Raw genomic sequence first — 15,007 nt, 5'->3', positions numbered from 1 at the left:
TCCGTGTTTGATATCGGTTTTAGCGAGCTGTTATTGGTGTTCGTTATCGGCCTCATTGTCCTGGGGCCGCAGCGTTTACCCGTAGCGGTAAAAACGGTTGCTGGCTGGGTTCGCGCTTTGCGTTCCCTTGCGACTACTGTTCAGAACGAACTGACCCAGGAGCTTAAGCTTCAGGAATTCCAGGACAGCCTGAAGAAAGTAGAAAAAGCGAGCCTGACAAATCTGACCCCGGAGCTGAAAGCATCAATGGATGAGCTGCGTGAAGCGGCGGAGTCGATGAAGCGTTCTTATAGCGTGCACGATCCTGAGAAAGCCAGCGATGAAGCGCACACTATCCATAATCCGGTGGTGAAAGACGGTGAAGCACAGCGAGAAGGGGTCACCCCAGCTGCCGCTGAAAACCAGGCCAGTTCGCCGGAGCAAAAACCGGAATCCACGGGTGCTAAAAAGCCAGAGCCGACGGAAAACGCTTCCGCCACGTTGATGGATGCAGAAAAGAAAGCTGCCGCACCTGTTGTCGAATCCTCCCCCTCGTCGAGTGATAAACCGTAAACATGGCTGTAGAAGATACCCAACCGCTCATCACGCATCTTATTGAGCTGCGTAAGCGACTCCTGAACTGCATTATTGCGGTATTCGTGATCTTTCTGGCATTGGTGTACTTTGCCAACGACATTTACCATATGGTTGCGGCGCCGTTGATCAAACAGATGCCGCAGGGCGCAACGATGATCGCCACCGATGTGGCCTCGCCGTTCTTTACCCCGATAAAGTTAACCTTCATGGTGTCGCTGATTCTGTCAGCGCCAGTGATCCTCTACCAGGTCTGGGCATTCATTGCGCCTGCTTTGTACAAACATGAACGTCGCCTGGTTGTGCCGCTGCTGGTCTCCAGTTCGTTATTGTTCTACATCGGTATGGCATTCGCCTATTTTGTCGTCTTCCCGCTGGCGTTTGGTTTCCTTGCCAACACGGCTCCGCAAGGCGTACAGGTATCGACAGACATTGCCAGCTATCTCAGTTTCGTAATGGCGTTGTTTATGGCTTTCGGTGTCTCTTTTGAGGTTCCTGTCGCCATTGTGCTGCTATGCTGGATGGGCATTACGACGCCTGAAGACTTACGCAAGAAACGTCCTTACGTTGTAGTGGGCGCATTTGTCGTCGGGATGCTATTGACCCCGCCAGATGTCTTCTCGCAAACGCTGTTGGCGATACCGATGTACTGCCTGTTCGAGGTGGGTGTGTTCTTCTCTCGATTCTATGTCGGTAAGCGACGTACGCGAGATGAGGATAACGAGGCTGAAGAAGCAAAAGAAGCCGAAGCCGCCGAGAAAACTGAAGAATAAACGCAACCGCCCGTCAGGGCGGTTGTCATATGGGAGGAAGCATGTTTGATATTGGCGTTAATTTAACCAGTTCACAATTTGCGAAAGACCGGGATGAGGTCGTGGCGCGCGCCTTTGCTGCGGGCGTAAACGGTATGCTTCTGACCGGAACAAACCTGCACGAAAGCCAGCAGGCTTTAACGTTGGCGCAGCATTATCCACATTGCTGGTCCACGGCTGGTGTGCACCCGCATGACAGCAGCCAATGGCAGTCCTCAACAGAAGCAGAGATTATCGCACTGGCAAACCATTCGCAGGTGGTCGCTATTGGTGAGTGCGGCCTGGATTTCAATCGCAATTTCTCCACGCCGCAGGAGCAGGAGCGTGCTTTTGAGGCGCAACTGCGCATTGCTGCTGAACTGCAGATGCCGGTTTTCATGCATTGTCGGGATGCCCATGAGCGTTTTCTGACGTTGCTGGAGCCGTGGCTGGACAGCCTGCCTGGTGCGGTGCTGCACTGCTTTACTGGCTCGCGGCAGGAGATGCAGGACTGTGTAGACCGCGGGCTTTATATTGGTATCACCGGGTGGGTCTGTGATGAGCGCCGGGGCATGGAACTGCGTGAGCTGCTGCCCTTTATCCCGGTTGAGAGATTGCTGATCGAAACCGATGCGCCTTACTTACTTCCCCGGGATTTAACGCCTAAGCCAGCGTCACGGCGCAATGAACCTGCGCACCTTCCCCATATTCTTGAGCGTATTGCCCACTGGCGCGGCGAGGATCCTCAATGGTTGTCAGCAACCATTGATGCTAACGTCAGAACGCTGTTTGAAGTGACCTTCTAAGGCTATTTAAATTTTTCGAAAGCTGGTATTTTTCACGCTCTGCTTAACCTCTTTATTCAACAGGTTAAGCAGCAGCATGGAACGCGCTTCGCCATCGGGTTCGGTAAAGATCGCTTTCAACCCCTCAAACGCACCTTCAGTAATAATTACACTGTCCCCCGGATGAGGGGTTTCAGGGTCAACAATACCTTCAGGTTTGTAGATAGAAAGTTGATGAATGACGGGAGAAGGAACGGTCGCCGGCGTCGCACCGAAACGGACGAAATGGCTGACACCACGCGTGGCATTGATGGTGGTGGTGTGGATCACTTCCGGGTCAAACTCGACAAACATGTAATTAGGGAATAGGGGTTCACTGACTGTGGTACGTTTACCGCGCACCATTTTTTCCAGGGTGATCATAGGCGTCAGGCAGTTCACCGCCTGTCTTTCCAGGTGTTCCTGGGCTCGCTGAAGTTGCCCACGTTTGCAGTACAGTAAATACCAGGCTTGCATAATAACTCTTATCCGCTTGTTCTGAGCGTCAGCATAGCAAAAGCCATGAGTTAAGTTAATTATACCCGCCGCAAAGCAGGCTGAAACCCAATGGGTATATACTCCTGGGGCTTATATGTATCGCCAGAGTTCACGCTAATTTAACAAAAATACAGCATCACAATGATGAACGCCGTATAATGAAGCGCTTACGAAGAGGCCACAATGGACGCCATGAAATATCACGATTTACGCGACTTCCTGACGCTGCTTGAACAGCAGGGCGAGCTCAAACGCATTTCGCTTGAGGTGGATCCCCACCTGGAGATCACTGAAATTGCCGATCGCACTCTGCGTGCTGGTGGGCCTGCGTTACTGTTTGAAAATCCTAAAGGCTATTCAATGCCGGTGCTGTGTAACCTGTTTGGCACACCGAAGCGTGTGGCGATGGGGATGGGGCAAGAAGATGTCTCGGCGCTACGGGAAGTCGGTAAGCTGTTGGCGTTTTTGAAAGAGCCTGAGCCACCGAAAGGATTTCGCGATCTGTTTGATAAGCTGCCGCAGTTTAAGCAGGTGCTGAACATGCCGACTAAGCGGTTACGCGGTGCACCTTGCCAGCAAAAAATCTATTCAGGCGATGAAGTCGACTTAAACCGTATTCCGATTATGACCTGCTGGCCAGAGGATGCTGCGCCGCTGATTACCTGGGGGCTGACCGTTACGCGCGGCCCGCACAAAGAGCGGCAGAATCTCGGTATCTATCGTCAGCAACTGATTGGCAAAAACAAGCTTATTATGCGCTGGCTTTCCCATCGAGGCGGCGCGCTTGATTACCAGGAGTGGCGCGCGGCGCATCCTGGTGAACGGTTCCCGGTTTCTGTGGCCTTGGGAGCAGACCCGGCGACAATTCTGGGTGCTGTTACCCCTGTCCCGGATACGTTATCTGAATACGCATTTGCCGGGCTGTTGCGTGGCACCAAAACTGAAGTGGTCAAATGTATTTCCAACGATCTGGAAGTGCCTGCCAGTGCTGAAATTGTGCTGGAAGGCTATATCGAACCGGGTGAAATGGCCCCGGAAGGACCGTATGGCGATCATACCGGTTATTACAATGAAGTAGATAGCTTCCCGGTCTTTACCGTCACGCACATTACCCAGCGCGAAGATGCAATTTATCACTCGACTTATACCGGACGCCCACCGGATGAGCCCGCAGTGCTTGGCGTAGCGCTGAATGAAGTCTTCGTGCCTATTCTGCAAAAGCAGTTTCCGGAAATCGTCGACTTTTACCTGCCGCCGGAAGGCTGTTCATATCGTCTGGCCGTTGTGACGATAAAAAAACAGTACGCCGGTCATGCCAAACGCGTCATGATGGGGGTCTGGTCGTTTTTGCGTCAGTTTATGTACACCAAATTTGTTATTGTCTGTGATGATGACGTCAACGCACGCGACTGGAATGATGTGATTTGGGCGATTACGACTCGTATGGACCCGGCCCGGGATACTGTACTGGTAGAGAATACACCCATTGATTACCTGGACTTTGCCTCGCCGGTTTCCGGTCTTGGTTCAAAAATGGGGCTGGATGCCACCAATAAATGGCCGGGCGAAACCCAGCGCGAATGGGGACGTCCGATAAAAAAAGATCCTGAAGTCACTGCGCGCATTGACGCAATTTGGGATGAACTGGCCATCTTTAATGACGGCAAAAGCGCCTGAGGCGCGATCGTTTTGCCTATTGATCCGACAGAGAGAGCGCATGACAACCTTAAGCTGTAAAGTGACCTCGGTAGAAGCTATCACTGACACCGTATATCGCGTTCGTTTAGTGCCAGACGCGGCGTTTTCCTTTCGTGCCGGCCAGTACTTAATGGTCGTAATGGACGAACGAGATAAGCGTCCGTTCTCCATGGCATCTACGCCGGACGAGCAGGGGTTCATTGAACTGCACGTTGGCGCTTCTGAGCTAAATCTGTATGCCATGGCCGTAATGGACCGCATTCTGAAAGACCGGGAAATTAAGGTCGACATTCCGCATGGCGAAGCCTGGCTGCGTGATGAGGACGAACGTCCGTTGATCCTGATTGCCGGCGGGACGGGCTTCTCTTATGCGCGTTCCATTCTGCTTACCGCGCTGGCGCGTAACCCAAACCGCGATATCACCATTTACTGGGGCGGGCGCGAAGAGAAGCATCTCTACGATCTCTCTGAGCTGGAAGCACTGTCAGTAAATCACCCGAACCTGCGCGTTGAGCCAGTGGTGGAACAGCCTGAAGAAGGCTGGCGTGGCCGTACGGGCACCGTATTAACGGCAGTATTACAGGATTACGGTACCCTGGCGGAACACGATATCTACATTGCCGGACGTTTTGAAATGGCTAAAATCGCGCGCGATCTGTTCTGCAATGAACGCAGTGCGCGTGAAGATCGCCTGTTTGGTGACGCGTTCGCATTTATTTAAGCGCTGTGCGCCGGAGCCTTTCCGGCGCATCCATCACTCACTTTACTTCTACTAACAGGGTGCAAGCCCGGTCTCGTCGCCTCTCTTTTCTCACCGGTTTTTTAGTAAACATTTCTGGCTATCTATTAATCATAAAAATAAGCTTTTGTGACGGAACTCTTTTTGTTTAGTAAACAAAATGGGCAAGCTATGCAGTATCACATTACAAGGCGCAAACGAGGGAAACCATGAGGCTTGGCCTGGATATTGGCGGGACTAAAATCGAAGCGGTAGTGATTGATAATACGGGTGAAATTGTTTATCGCGAGCGATGCGCAACCCCAAAGCAGAGCTATGGCGATTTTTTCCAGGCCGTAACGGAGATGATTGCCAAGGCCAGGCAGGCCGTTAATCAGCCTTTCTCGGTTGGCGTTGGGGTGCCCGGTGCGGTGGATAGCGAAGGGTTAATCAAAAACTCCAACATTCTGGTGCTGAATCAGCAGGCCTTTGCGCAAGATCTTGAGCAAGCGTTAGGGATGGCTGTGCCCGTCACCAACGATGCTAACTGCTTTACGCTGTCAGAGGCGATGGACGGCAGCGGGTATGGACACAGCGTCGTTTTTGGCGTCATCCTCGGTACCGGTTGTGGCGGCGGTGTGTGTATCGATAACCGTCTGATTTCCGGTCCTAACGCATGCGCGGGCGAATGGGGGCATAATGCCTTGCCGCGTTATCATGAATCCCGGGATGGGGCCGCAGTGACATGCTATTGTGGGCAGTTGAACTGCATCGAGAGCTTTATTTCCGGCAGCGGCCTGGAACGCCAGTATTTGAATCACACCGCGCAACATGTGGGTGTGCCACAAATTATGCGACAGGTAGAATTGGGTGATGCAGACGCCTGTTTGTTATGGGAACGCTATTGCGATCAACTGGCGCGTGCGTTGGCAAGCGTGGTGAATACGCTCGATCCCGATGTCATTGTGTTGGGGGGCGGGGTATCTAATATCGATTTACTGTATTCTGGCTTGCAGGCGCGAGTAGCACAGTACGTATTTGGTAAACAGTGCCGCACACCGATCGTTCAGGCCCGACACGGTGACAGTAGCGGCGTCCGCGGTGCCGCCTGGCTGGGGGCACAACAAGCCAGCGTAGAATCAATGAGAGTGAAATGACGAAACCTGTACGTATCAGAGACATTGCCGAAGCGTGTGGGGTCTCAGTTGGCGCTGTTTCCCGTGCGTTAAAAGGGCAGCCGGGGCTGCGTGAAGATACCCGGTTGCGCATTATTTCTGTGGCGCAGCAGCAAGGTTATGATTTTTCCCGCCTGCGCAGCGACAAGATCAAACGAGTCCTGTTTTTGCTGCATCGTCAGCACAATATCAGCCACGCATTGCCGTTTTACTCTCAGTTGCTGTTAGGCATAGAAGATCTTTGTCGTGAGAACGGCATTGCGCTGAGCTTTCTGTCTATTGGTCCGGGTGATGTAGTGAGTGAGCAGGTGCTGCTGCACCAGCCGGATGCGCTGATCTGCGCCGGATTTTTTGAGCCTGAATTGCTTGGGCTGCTGCAACAGATGAAACTACCGTTGGTGCTGGTGGATCTCTGGGCGCCTGGCCTGCCTTGCGTCAATCCGGACAACACCCAGGGCGGCTATCTGGCCACGCAACACCTGATTGCGCAAGGTCGCAACCGCATCGCTTTTCTTGCCAGTACACTTTCTCACTACAGTATTCGCCAGCGTGAGAAGGGCTATCGTCAGGCATTGTATGAAGCCCGGTTGCTGATGCCACCAGAGTACGAAGCCATCGCGCCGCCGTTGCTGGATACCGAGCAATCTTTGGTAGAGGCGGTTAATGAGCTGCTCAAGTTGCCGGAGCCACCCGACGCCATTTTTGCCTATAACGATGCGGCAGCGATAGTTGTTCAAAGAGTGTGTGCGCAGCAGGGTATACGTATCCCGGAAGATCTTGCGCTGGTAGGGTTTGATGATATCGATGCCGCAGCCTGGTCACATCCGCCGCTGAGCACTATCGCGGTTGATAAGCAACAACTGGGTCGGGAAGCGCTGCATTTACTGCTGGAAGAGAAGCAGGAAGAGAATCTGCTGCTGCCGGTGCAGTTAGTGGTACGTGGTAGTTCAGGGAAATAAAAAACCCGCCCCTGACAGGCGGGAAGAACGGCAACTAAACCTTTCCCCGTCATAATTCACACTGCTTCTTTGTTGGCTGCCTTTGCTCACCCCGGTCACATAGTTATCTATGCTCCCGGGGATTCGCTCAGTTGCCGCCGCGATGCAGCGCGAATTATTTAGGGGAATTTATCTTTGATTAAACTCGCTCAAATACCGTCGCGATACCCTGACCTAACCCGATACACATCGTCGCCAGACCAAACTGTACGTCTTTGCGTTCCATCAGGTTGAGCAGGGTAGTGCTGATACGCGCGCCGGAACAGCCCAGCGGGTGACCCAATGCAATCGCCCCGCCGTTGAGGTTGATCTTCTCGTCGATCTGCTCCATCAGCCCCAGATCTTTAATACACGGCAGGATCTGGGCGGCAAAAGCTTCATTCATCTCAAACAAGCCGATGTCGCTGGTGGAGAGTCCCGCTTTTTTCAGCGCCAGCTTTGAAGCCGGAACCGGACCGTAACCCATGATGGAAGGGTCGCAGCCGACAACGGCCATTGAACGAATTCGGGCACGTGGCGTCAGACCCAGCTCACGGGCACGGCTTTCGCTCATGACCAGCATCGCGGCAGCACCATCGGAAAGCGCGGAGGAGGTACCGGCCGTCACTGTGCCGCTAACCGGATCGAATGCCGGGCGCAGGGTAGAAAGCGCTTCAACCGTGGTCTCCGGGCGGATAACTTCATCGTAGTTAAACTGCTTCAGCACGCCGTCTGCATCATGACCGCCAGTCGGGATGATTTCATTTTTAAATGCGCCAGACTGGGTCGCAGCCCAGGCGCGAGCGTGTGAACGTGCGGCGAAGGCGTCCTGCATTTCACGGCTAATACCGTGCATGCGGGAGAGCATTTCCGCCGTCAGGCCCATCATCCCCGCGGCTTTCGCCACGTTGCGGCTCATACCCGGGTGGAAATCAACCCCGTGACTCATCGGCACATGGCCCATATGTTCTACGCCGCCAATCAGGCACGCCTGAGCATCACCGGTCATGATCATGCGTGCTGCATCATGCAGCGCCTGCATGGATGAACCACACAGACGGTTAACGGTCACTGCCGGTACAGAATGCGGGATTTCCGCCAGTAGTGACGCGTTACGAGCGATGTTGAAGCCCTGCTCCAGCGTTTGCTGCACACAGCCCCAGTAAATATCATCAAGTGCGGATGGCTCCAGCGCCGGATTACGCGCCAGCAGGCTACGCATTAAATGTGCGGAGAGATCTTCTGCCCGCATGTTACGAAACGCGCCCCCTTTCGAACGGCCCATCGGGGTACGGATCGCATCAACAATTACAACCTGTTCCATTGTGACTCCTTAAGCCGTTTTCAGGCTGCCAACCGGGCGGGCAGGCTCAACCTGGGGATAATACGGTTCGTTATGGCGCGCTTTATCACGCAGACCGGTCGGAACTTCATACAGTGGGCCAAGGTGCTGGTACTGCTGAGCCATATCGAGATACTTCGCGCTGCCGAGCGTATCCAGCCAGCGGAACGCGCCGCCGTGGAACGGAGGGAAGCCCAGGCCATACACCAGCGCCATATCGGCTTCTGCCGGGCTGGCGATAATGCCTTCTTCCAGACAACGCACCACTTCGTTGACCATTGGGATCATCATGCGGGCGATAATCTCTTCATCGCTGAAGTCGCGTTTCGGCTGGCTGACCTCTGCCAGCAGACCATCAACGGCGGCATCTTCTTCTTTCTTCGGCTTGCCCTTGTTATCTTCTTTATAGCGCCAGAACCCGAGCCCATTTTTCTGTCCGAAACGGTTAGCATCAAACAGGGCGTCTATCGCATCGCGATAATCTTTCTGCATACGCTGTGGGAAGCCCGCAGACATCACCGCCTGTGCGTGATGCGCGGTATCAATCCCCACCACGTCCAGCAGATAAGCCGGGCCCATCGGCCAGCCAAACTGTTTTTCCATCACTTTGTCGACTTTGCGGAAATCCGCTCCGTCGCGCAGTAACTGGCTGAAACCGGCAAAATAGGGGAACAGCACGCGGTTGACGAAGAAGCCAGGGCAGTCGTTGACCACAATTGGCGTTTTGCCCATCTGGCTTGCCCAGGCGACAACCTTAGCGATGGTTTCATCTGAGCTTTTCTCGCCGCGAATGATCTCAACCAACGGCATGCGGTGCACCGGGTTAAAGAAGTGCATGCCACAGAAGTTTTCCGGGCGTTTGAGCACGCTGGCCAGTTCGTTGATTGGAATGGTTGAGGTATTCGAAGCCAGTACGGTGTCCGGGCGGACCTTATCTTCGGTTTCCGCCAGTACCGCTTTTTTCACTTTCGGGTTTTCCACGACCGCTTCGACCACCACGTCCACACGCTCGAAACCGCTATAGTCGAGGGTTGGATGAATAGTGGAAATCACGCCCGCCATTTTCAGACCGTCAATTTTGCCGCGCTCAAGCTGTTTGTTCAGCAGCTTGGCGGCCTCGGTCATGCCCAGCGTTAATGATTTGTCGTTGATATCTTTCATGACAACCGGCACGCCTTTCCAGGCCGACTGGTAAGCGATACCGCCGCCCATAATGCCCGCGCCCAGCACCGCCGCTTGCTTTGGCGTCTCAATATTTTTGATGAGCTTTTTGGCTTTGGCTTTCACGAACTGATCGTTAAGGAAGATCCCAACCAATGCGCGAGCTTCACTGGTGTGCGCCAGTGGAACAAAACTTTTGTTTTCCAGGTTCAGCGCTTCTTCACGGCCAAAGCGGGCTGCCGCCTCAATCGTTTTCACGGCAGTGATTGGTGCGGGATAATGCTTCCCAGCCGTCTGCGCCACCATCCCTTTGGCGATAGTAAAGCTCATCGCCGCTTCAATTTTGCTGAGTTTCAACGGTTCCAGTTTCGGCTGGCGTTTGGCTCTCCAGTCGAGATCGCCGTTAATCGCCTGACGTAATACCGCGATTGCGCCATCAAGCAGTTTCTCGTGTTTCACGACGCCATCGACCAGGCCGATTTTCAGCGCCTGCTCAGCACTAACATCTTTACCTGCAGCAATGATTTCCAGCGCGCTGTCCGCACCCAGCATACGTGGCATACGCACGGATCCGCCAAAGCCTGGCATAATGCCCAGCTTAGTTTCCGGCAGACCGATGCGCAGGTCCGGCGTTGCCAGACGGTAATCGGTCGCCAGCACACACTCGCAGCCGCCGCCCAGCGCATAGCCATTTACCGCTGAGAGGGTCGGAACAGGCAGATCTTCCAGACGATTAAAGACGCTATTGGCAAAGTGCAGCCACTGGCTCAACTGTTCTTCAGGCACGAGGAACAGTGAAAGGAATTCGGTGATATCGGCACCGACAATAAAGGCTGCTTTGTTAGAGCGCAGCAGCAACCCTTTTAAATTCGGTTGTTTTTCCAGCACGTCAAGCGCATGGCCCAGGCTGGCAACGGTGGCCGTGTCGAGTTTATTGACCGAACCAGGGGCATCGAACACCAGTTCGGCGATGCCATCTTCCAGCCAGTCGAGGTACAGGGTGTCGCCTTTGTAAAGCATGTCAGTCTCCTGAATCCGCAAGGTGATCTGGTCATACCAGATGAATCGAAGTGTGTGTTTTATGTTAAAAAAATGCAAATGAATGATTAAAGAAATGACGATTCGATCACGCTCGGTAGAAATCACGCACTCACAAAGCGATGTGCTAAGATGCGAAGTCTTGAGGTCAAAAACAGAAGGATAGAAAATGGAATCACTGGCCGCACTCTATAAAAATCATATTGTTACCTTACAAGAGCGGGCGCGCGACGCGCTGGAACGCTTCAAGCTGGATGCGTTACTTATTCACTCTGGCGAACTTGTTAACGTCTTTCTTGACGACCATCCGTACCCGTTTAAGGTCAATCCGCAATTCAAAGCCTGGGTACCTGTGACGCAGGTTCCTAACTGTTGGTTGCTGGTGGATGGTGTGAATAAGCCAAAATTGTGGTTCTATCTGCCGGTCGATTACTGGCATAACGTTGAGCCGCTGCCGACCTCATTCTGGACGGAAGAAATCGAGATCATCGCGCTGCCAAAAGCGGACGGTATCGGGAGCCAGCTGCCTGCTGCTCGCAGCAATATCGGTTATATCGGTCCGGTTCCGGAACGTGCGCTGCAACTGGACATCGCGGCCAGCAACATCAACCCGAAAGGGGTGATTGACTACCTGCATTATTACCGCGCCTTTAAAACGGATTACGAACTGGCCTGTATGCGCGAAGCGCAGAAAATGGCGGTGAATGGACACCGTGCCGCGGAAGAAGCATTCCGTTCCGGGATGAGCGAGTTTGACATCAACCTGGCATATCTGACCGCAACCGGTCACCGCGATACCGACGTGCCATACAGCAACATTGTTGCGCTTAATGAGCATGCGTCGGTTCTTCATTACACCAAACTGGATCATCAGGCCCCGTCTGAAATTCGCAGCTTCCTGCTGGACGCTGGTGCGGAATATAACGGCTATGCGGCAGATCTGACGCGTACCTGGTCGGCGAAAAGCGACAATGACTATGCGCATCTGGTGAAAGATGTTAACGACGAAGAGCTGGCGCTTATCGCTACCATGAAAGCGGGCACCAGCTACGTGGATTACCACATTCAGTTCCATCAGCGCATCGCGAAGCTGCTGCGTAAGCATCAAATCATCACCGATATGAGTGAAGAAGCGATGGTGGAAAACGATCTTACTGGACCGTTTATGCCGCATGGTATTGGTCACCCGTTGGGTCTGCAGGTGCATGATGTCGCTGGCTTTATGCAGGATGACAGCGGTACCCACCTTGCTGCTCCGTCGAAGTATCCTTACCTGCGCTGCACCCGCGTTCTGCAGCCGGGCATGGTTCTGACCATCGAACCGGGCATCTACTTTATTGAATCACTGCTGGCGCCGTGGCGTGAAGGGCAGTTCAGTAAACACTTCAACTGGCAGAAAATTGAAGCTCTGAAACCGTTCGGCGGTATTCGTATTGAAGACAACGTGGTAGTCCACGAGAACAATATCGAGAACATGACGCGGGATTTAAAACTGGCGTAATGGACAGTTGGTTAATCCCTGCGGCGCCGGTTAGCGTCGTTGAAGAGATCAAAAAAAGCCGCTTCATTACGCTGCTAGCTCATACGGACGGCGTAGAAGCGGCGAAAGCATTCGTTGAGTCCGTCAAAGCGGAACCCCCGGACGCCCGCCACCATTGCGTGGCATGGGTGGCGGGTGCGCCGAATGACTCGCAGCAGTTGGGCTTTTCAGACGATGGTGAACCGGCGGGAACGGCAGGCAAACCGATGCTCGCGCAGTTGATGGGCAGCGGTGTCGGTGAGATTACCGCGGTGGTGGTGCGCTACTACGGCGGTATCCTTCTCGGTACGGGTGGGCTGGTAAAAGCCTACGGTGGCGGTGTAAATCAGGCGTTGCGTCAGTTAACGACACAGCGCAAGACGCCATTAACCGAATATACTTTGCAGTGTGAGTACGGTCAGCTGGCAGGCATAGAAGCTTTGCTGGGTCAGTTTGACGGTAAAGTCGTTGCCAGTGATTACCAGGCTTTTGTTCGGCTCAGGGTGGCGCTTCCTTATGCCAAAGTGGATGAATTTTCGGCAAAACTGGCGGATTTTAGTCGTGGTTCATTGCAATTGTTAGCGATTGAAGAATAATCCCCACCTCATTTTAAAGAACTAAGGAAGCGGTAGAGATGCATTTTCGCGCCATTACCCGAATCGTTGGACTACTGGTCATCTTATTCTCGGGGACAATGATTATCCCCGGACTGGTGGCGCTCATCTATCGCGATGGGGCAGGGCGTGCATTTACCCAAACTTTCTTTGTCGCTCTGGCGATCGGCTCCATACTGTGGTGGCCGAACCGCAAAGAGAAAGGCGAGCTGAAATCTCGCGAAGGTTTTCTGATTGTCGTCTTGTTCTGGACCGTGCTGGGTAGCGTGGGTGCGCTGCCGTTCATCTTTGCGGAAAGCCCTAACCTGACGATTACCGATGCATTTTTTGAATCCTTTTCCGGATTGACCACCACCGGGGCAACAACGCTGGTGGGGCTGGATTCATTGCCACACGCTATCCTCTTTTATCGACAGATGCTGCAATGGTTCGGCGGGATGGGGATCATCGTGCTGGCGGTGGCTATTCTGCCTATTCTTGGCGTCGGCGGGATGCAGCTCTACCGGGCAGAAATGCCCGGGCCGCTGAAAGATAATAAAATGCGCCCGCGTATTGCCGAAACGGCGAAAACCCTGTGGCTTATCTATGTATTGCTGACGGTGGCATGTGCACTGGCGCTATGGTTTGCCGGGATGCCCGCGTTTGACGCCATTGGGCACAGCTTTGCCACGATTGCGATTGGCGGCTTTTCCACGCACGATGCCAGCGTGGGATATTTCGACAGTCCCACGATCAACACCATCATTGCTATCTTCTTACTGATCTCCGGCTGTAACTATGGCCTGCACTTCTCTTTATTAAGCGGCCGTAGTCTGAAGGTCTACTGGCGAGATCCGGAATTTCGCATGTTCATCGGTGTGCAGTTGACGCTGGTGGCTGTCTGTACGCTGGTGCTGTGGATACACAATACCTACGGTTCAGCGCTCACGACCATCAACCAGGCCTTTTTCCAGGTGGTATCAATGGCGACGACCGCCGGATTTACCACCGACAGCATTGCCCGCTGGCCGCTGTTCCTGCCAGTGCTGTTGTTGTGTTCTGCCTTTATCGGCGGCTGTGCCGGGTCTACGGGCGGTGGCTTGAAGGTGATTCGTATCCTGTTGCTGTTTAAGCAAGGTAACCGCGAGTTGAAACGTCTGGTTCACCCGAATGCGGTTTACAGTATCAAACTGGGTAACCGTGCGCTGCCGGAACGAATTCTTGAAGCCGTATGGGGGTTCTTTTCTGCCTATGCACTGGTCTTTATTATCAGTATGCTGGCGATTATTGCGACCGGTGTTGATGACTTCTCCGCGTTTGCCTCCGTGGTGGCGACGCTGAATAACCTCGGGCCAGGGCTGGGCGTTGTCGCCGACAACTTTGCCAGTATGAATCCCGTGGCGAAGTGGATCCTGATTGCCAATATGCTGTTTGGTCGTCTGGAGGTCTTTACTCTGCTGGTACTCTTTACCCCTACTTTCTGGCGTGAATAATGGAGTAACACGTGAAAACACTGATTCTTTTTTCTTCCCGGGACGGGCAAACGCGTGAAATCGCCGAGTATCTGGCTTCTGAACTCAAAGAGCTGGGCGTTTGGACGGATGTTGTTAATTTGCATCGTACCGCGGAGCCTGACTGGCAAAATTATGACAGCGTGGTGATTGGCGCCTCGATTCGCTATGGTCATTACCATGCTGCATTTCAGGAGTTTGTGAAAAAGCATGCCACGCGGCTGAATGCGATGCCGAGTGCGTTCTACTCCGTTAACCTGGTTGCTCGTAAACCGGAGAAGCGTACGCCGCAAACCAACAGCTATGCGCGTAAGTTCCTGATGAGTTCGCCGTGGCGGCCGGATCGCAGTGCGGTTATTGCCGGCGCTTTGCTGTATCCCCGCTATCGCTGGTATGACCGCGTGATGATCCAACTGATAATGAAGATGTCTGGCGGTGAAACGGATACGCATAAAGAAGTGGTGTATACCGATTGGGAGCAGGTCGCGGGTTTTGCGCGGGAAATTGCCCAATTAACCCACAAAACGTTGCCAAAATAAGCGTAAAGAATAAAAAATAATCACTCGGAAAATTATTTTAAATTTCCCCT

At 53.4% G+C, this 15,007-nt stretch carries 14 protein-coding genes; 11 read left to right on the top strand and 3 right to left on the bottom strand.

Features of this window, described 5'->3' with window-relative positions:
* The first annotated feature begins 3 nt into the window (after window positions 1–3).
* Genes tatB through tatD form a run of 3 tightly spaced genes read left to right on the top strand, consistent with a single transcriptional unit; the run spans window position 4 to window position 2,170 of the window.
* Complete coding sequence (gene tatB / locus FDX04_RS17900; protein WP_042313975.1) at window positions 4–552, top strand: Sec-independent protein translocase protein TatB; 549 nt, start codon at window positions 4–6, stop codon at window positions 550–552.
* A gap of 2 nt (window positions 553–554) precedes the next feature.
* Window positions 555–1,346, top strand: coding sequence for a Sec-independent protein translocase subunit TatC (tatC, locus tag FDX04_RS17895; RefSeq protein ID WP_042313973.1), 792 nt, complete (start codon window positions 555–557; stop codon window positions 1,344–1,346).
* Between the two features lie 41 nt (window positions 1,347–1,387).
* Window positions 1,388–2,170, top strand: coding sequence for a 3'-5' ssDNA/RNA exonuclease TatD (tatD, locus tag FDX04_RS17890; protein WP_137361391.1), 783 nt, complete (start codon window positions 1,388–1,390; stop codon window positions 2,168–2,170).
* 6 nt (window positions 2,171–2,176) lie between these two features.
* Here the strand turns inward: tatD and rfaH are convergent, their stop codons facing one another.
* Complete coding sequence (rfaH, locus tag FDX04_RS17885) at window positions 2,177–2,665, bottom strand: transcription/translation regulatory transformer protein RfaH (protein WP_137371298.1); 489 nt, start codon at window positions 2,663–2,665, stop codon at window positions 2,177–2,179.
* A 204-nt stretch (window positions 2,666–2,869) separates the two neighbouring features.
* On the opposite strand from rfaH, the gene ubiD reads away from it, so the two are divergent.
* The 4 genes from ubiD to FDX04_RS17865 all read left to right on the top strand — a co-directional run bounded on the left by ubiD (window position 2,870) and on the right by FDX04_RS17865 (window position 7,236).
* A complete protein-coding gene (gene ubiD / locus FDX04_RS17880; RefSeq protein WP_042313967.1) occupies window positions 2,870–4,363 on the top strand; it encodes a 4-hydroxy-3-polyprenylbenzoate decarboxylase in 1,494 nt (497 codons plus the stop codon).
* Window positions 4,364–4,403: 40 nt separating this feature from the next.
* Entirely contained in the window at window positions 4,404–5,105 is a 702-nt protein-coding gene (fre, locus tag FDX04_RS17875; protein ID WP_137361390.1) for an NAD(P)H-flavin reductase, read from the top strand.
* Between the two features lie 227 nt (window positions 5,106–5,332).
* The gene (locus tag FDX04_RS17870; RefSeq protein WP_137371297.1) at window positions 5,333–6,259 is read left to right on the top strand and encodes an ROK family protein; all 927 of its coding nucleotides are present in this window, start codon (window positions 5,333–5,335) and stop codon (window positions 6,257–6,259) included.
* Entirely contained in the window at window positions 6,256–7,236 is a 981-nt protein-coding gene (locus FDX04_RS17865) for a LacI family DNA-binding transcriptional regulator (RefSeq protein ID WP_137371296.1), read from the top strand. Before FDX04_RS17870 ends, FDX04_RS17865 begins: the two co-directional genes overlap by 4 nt.
* A gap of 178 nt (window positions 7,237–7,414) precedes the next feature.
* Here FDX04_RS17865 and fadA read toward each other — a convergent pair whose 3' ends face one another.
* Together fadA and fadB are read right to left on the bottom strand one after the other, a co-directional pair.
* Entirely contained in the window at window positions 7,415–8,578 is a 1,164-nt protein-coding gene (gene fadA, locus FDX04_RS17860) for an acetyl-CoA C-acyltransferase FadA (RefSeq protein WP_137371295.1), read from the bottom strand.
* A gap of 9 nt (window positions 8,579–8,587) precedes the next feature.
* The gene (gene fadB / locus FDX04_RS17855) at window positions 8,588–10,777 is read right to left on the bottom strand and encodes a fatty acid oxidation complex subunit alpha FadB (protein ID WP_137371294.1); all 2,190 of its coding nucleotides are present in this window, start codon (window positions 10,775–10,777) and stop codon (window positions 8,588–8,590) included.
* A 187-nt stretch (window positions 10,778–10,964) separates the two neighbouring features.
* Here fadB and pepQ point away from each other — a divergent pair, with 187 nt between their 5' ends.
* From pepQ to hemG, 4 genes are read left to right on the top strand one after another with little or no spacing between them, the layout of a single operon-like run.
* On the top strand, window positions 10,965–12,296 hold the full coding sequence (pepQ, locus tag FDX04_RS17850) for a Xaa-Pro dipeptidase (RefSeq protein ID WP_042313952.1): 1,332 nt from the start codon (window positions 10,965–10,967) through the stop codon (window positions 12,294–12,296).
* Window positions 12,296–12,910, top strand: coding sequence for an IMPACT family protein (locus tag FDX04_RS17845; protein ID WP_137361385.1), 615 nt, complete (start codon window positions 12,296–12,298; stop codon window positions 12,908–12,910). The genes pepQ and FDX04_RS17845 overlap by 1 nt, the downstream gene beginning before the upstream one ends.
* Window positions 12,911–12,948: 38 nt before the next feature.
* Window positions 12,949–14,400, top strand: coding sequence for a Trk system potassium transporter TrkH (trkH, locus tag FDX04_RS17840; protein WP_042313947.1), 1,452 nt, complete (start codon window positions 12,949–12,951; stop codon window positions 14,398–14,400).
* An 11-nt stretch (window positions 14,401–14,411) separates the two neighbouring features.
* Complete coding sequence (gene hemG / locus FDX04_RS17835; RefSeq protein ID WP_038634428.1) at window positions 14,412–14,957, top strand: menaquinone-dependent protoporphyrinogen IX dehydrogenase; 546 nt, start codon at window positions 14,412–14,414, stop codon at window positions 14,955–14,957.
* The last annotated feature ends 50 nt before the right edge of the window (window positions 14,958–15,007 follow it).

It is taken from the genome of Citrobacter sp. wls615 (assembly GCF_005281355.1).
GTDB lineage: Bacteria > Pseudomonadota > Gammaproteobacteria > Enterobacterales > Enterobacteriaceae > Citrobacter > Citrobacter werkmanii.
Note: the sequence above shows the minus strand (reverse complement) of the source record. Positions and strands in the feature narration are given on the sequence as shown.

What these genes read in the sequence shown, in the direction of transcription:
- tatC (WP_042313973.1), top strand. Translation starts at nt 555, where the DNA reads ATGGCTGTAGAAGATACCCAACCGCTCATCACGCATCTTATTGAGCTG.
- tatD (WP_137361391.1), top strand. Translation starts at nt 1,388, where the DNA reads ATGTTTGATATTGGCGTTAATTTAACCAGTTCACAATTTGCGAAAGAC.
- rfaH (WP_137371298.1), bottom strand. Translation starts at nt 2,665, where the DNA reads ATGCAAGCCTGGTATTTACTGTACTGCAAACGTGGGCAACTTCAGCGA.
- ubiD (WP_042313967.1), top strand. Translation starts at nt 2,870, where the DNA reads ATGGACGCCATGAAATATCACGATTTACGCGACTTCCTGACGCTGCTT.
- fre (WP_137361390.1), top strand. Translation starts at nt 4,404, where the DNA reads ATGACAACCTTAAGCTGTAAAGTGACCTCGGTAGAAGCTATCACTGAC.
- FDX04_RS17870 (WP_137371297.1), top strand. Translation starts at nt 5,333, where the DNA reads ATGAGGCTTGGCCTGGATATTGGCGGGACTAAAATCGAAGCGGTAGTG.
- FDX04_RS17865 (WP_137371296.1), top strand. Translation starts at nt 6,256, where the DNA reads ATGACGAAACCTGTACGTATCAGAGACATTGCCGAAGCGTGTGGGGTC.
- fadA (WP_137371295.1), bottom strand. Translation starts at nt 8,578, where the DNA reads ATGGAACAGGTTGTAATTGTTGATGCGATCCGTACCCCGATGGGCCGT.
- fadB (WP_137371294.1), bottom strand. Translation starts at nt 10,777, where the DNA reads ATGCTTTACAAAGGCGACACCCTGTACCTCGACTGGCTGGAAGATGGC.
- pepQ (WP_042313952.1), top strand. Translation starts at nt 10,965, where the DNA reads ATGGAATCACTGGCCGCACTCTATAAAAATCATATTGTTACCTTACAA.
- FDX04_RS17845 (WP_137361385.1), top strand. Translation starts at nt 12,296, where the DNA reads ATGGACAGTTGGTTAATCCCTGCGGCGCCGGTTAGCGTCGTTGAAGAG.
- trkH (WP_042313947.1), top strand. Translation starts at nt 12,949, where the DNA reads ATGCATTTTCGCGCCATTACCCGAATCGTTGGACTACTGGTCATCTTA.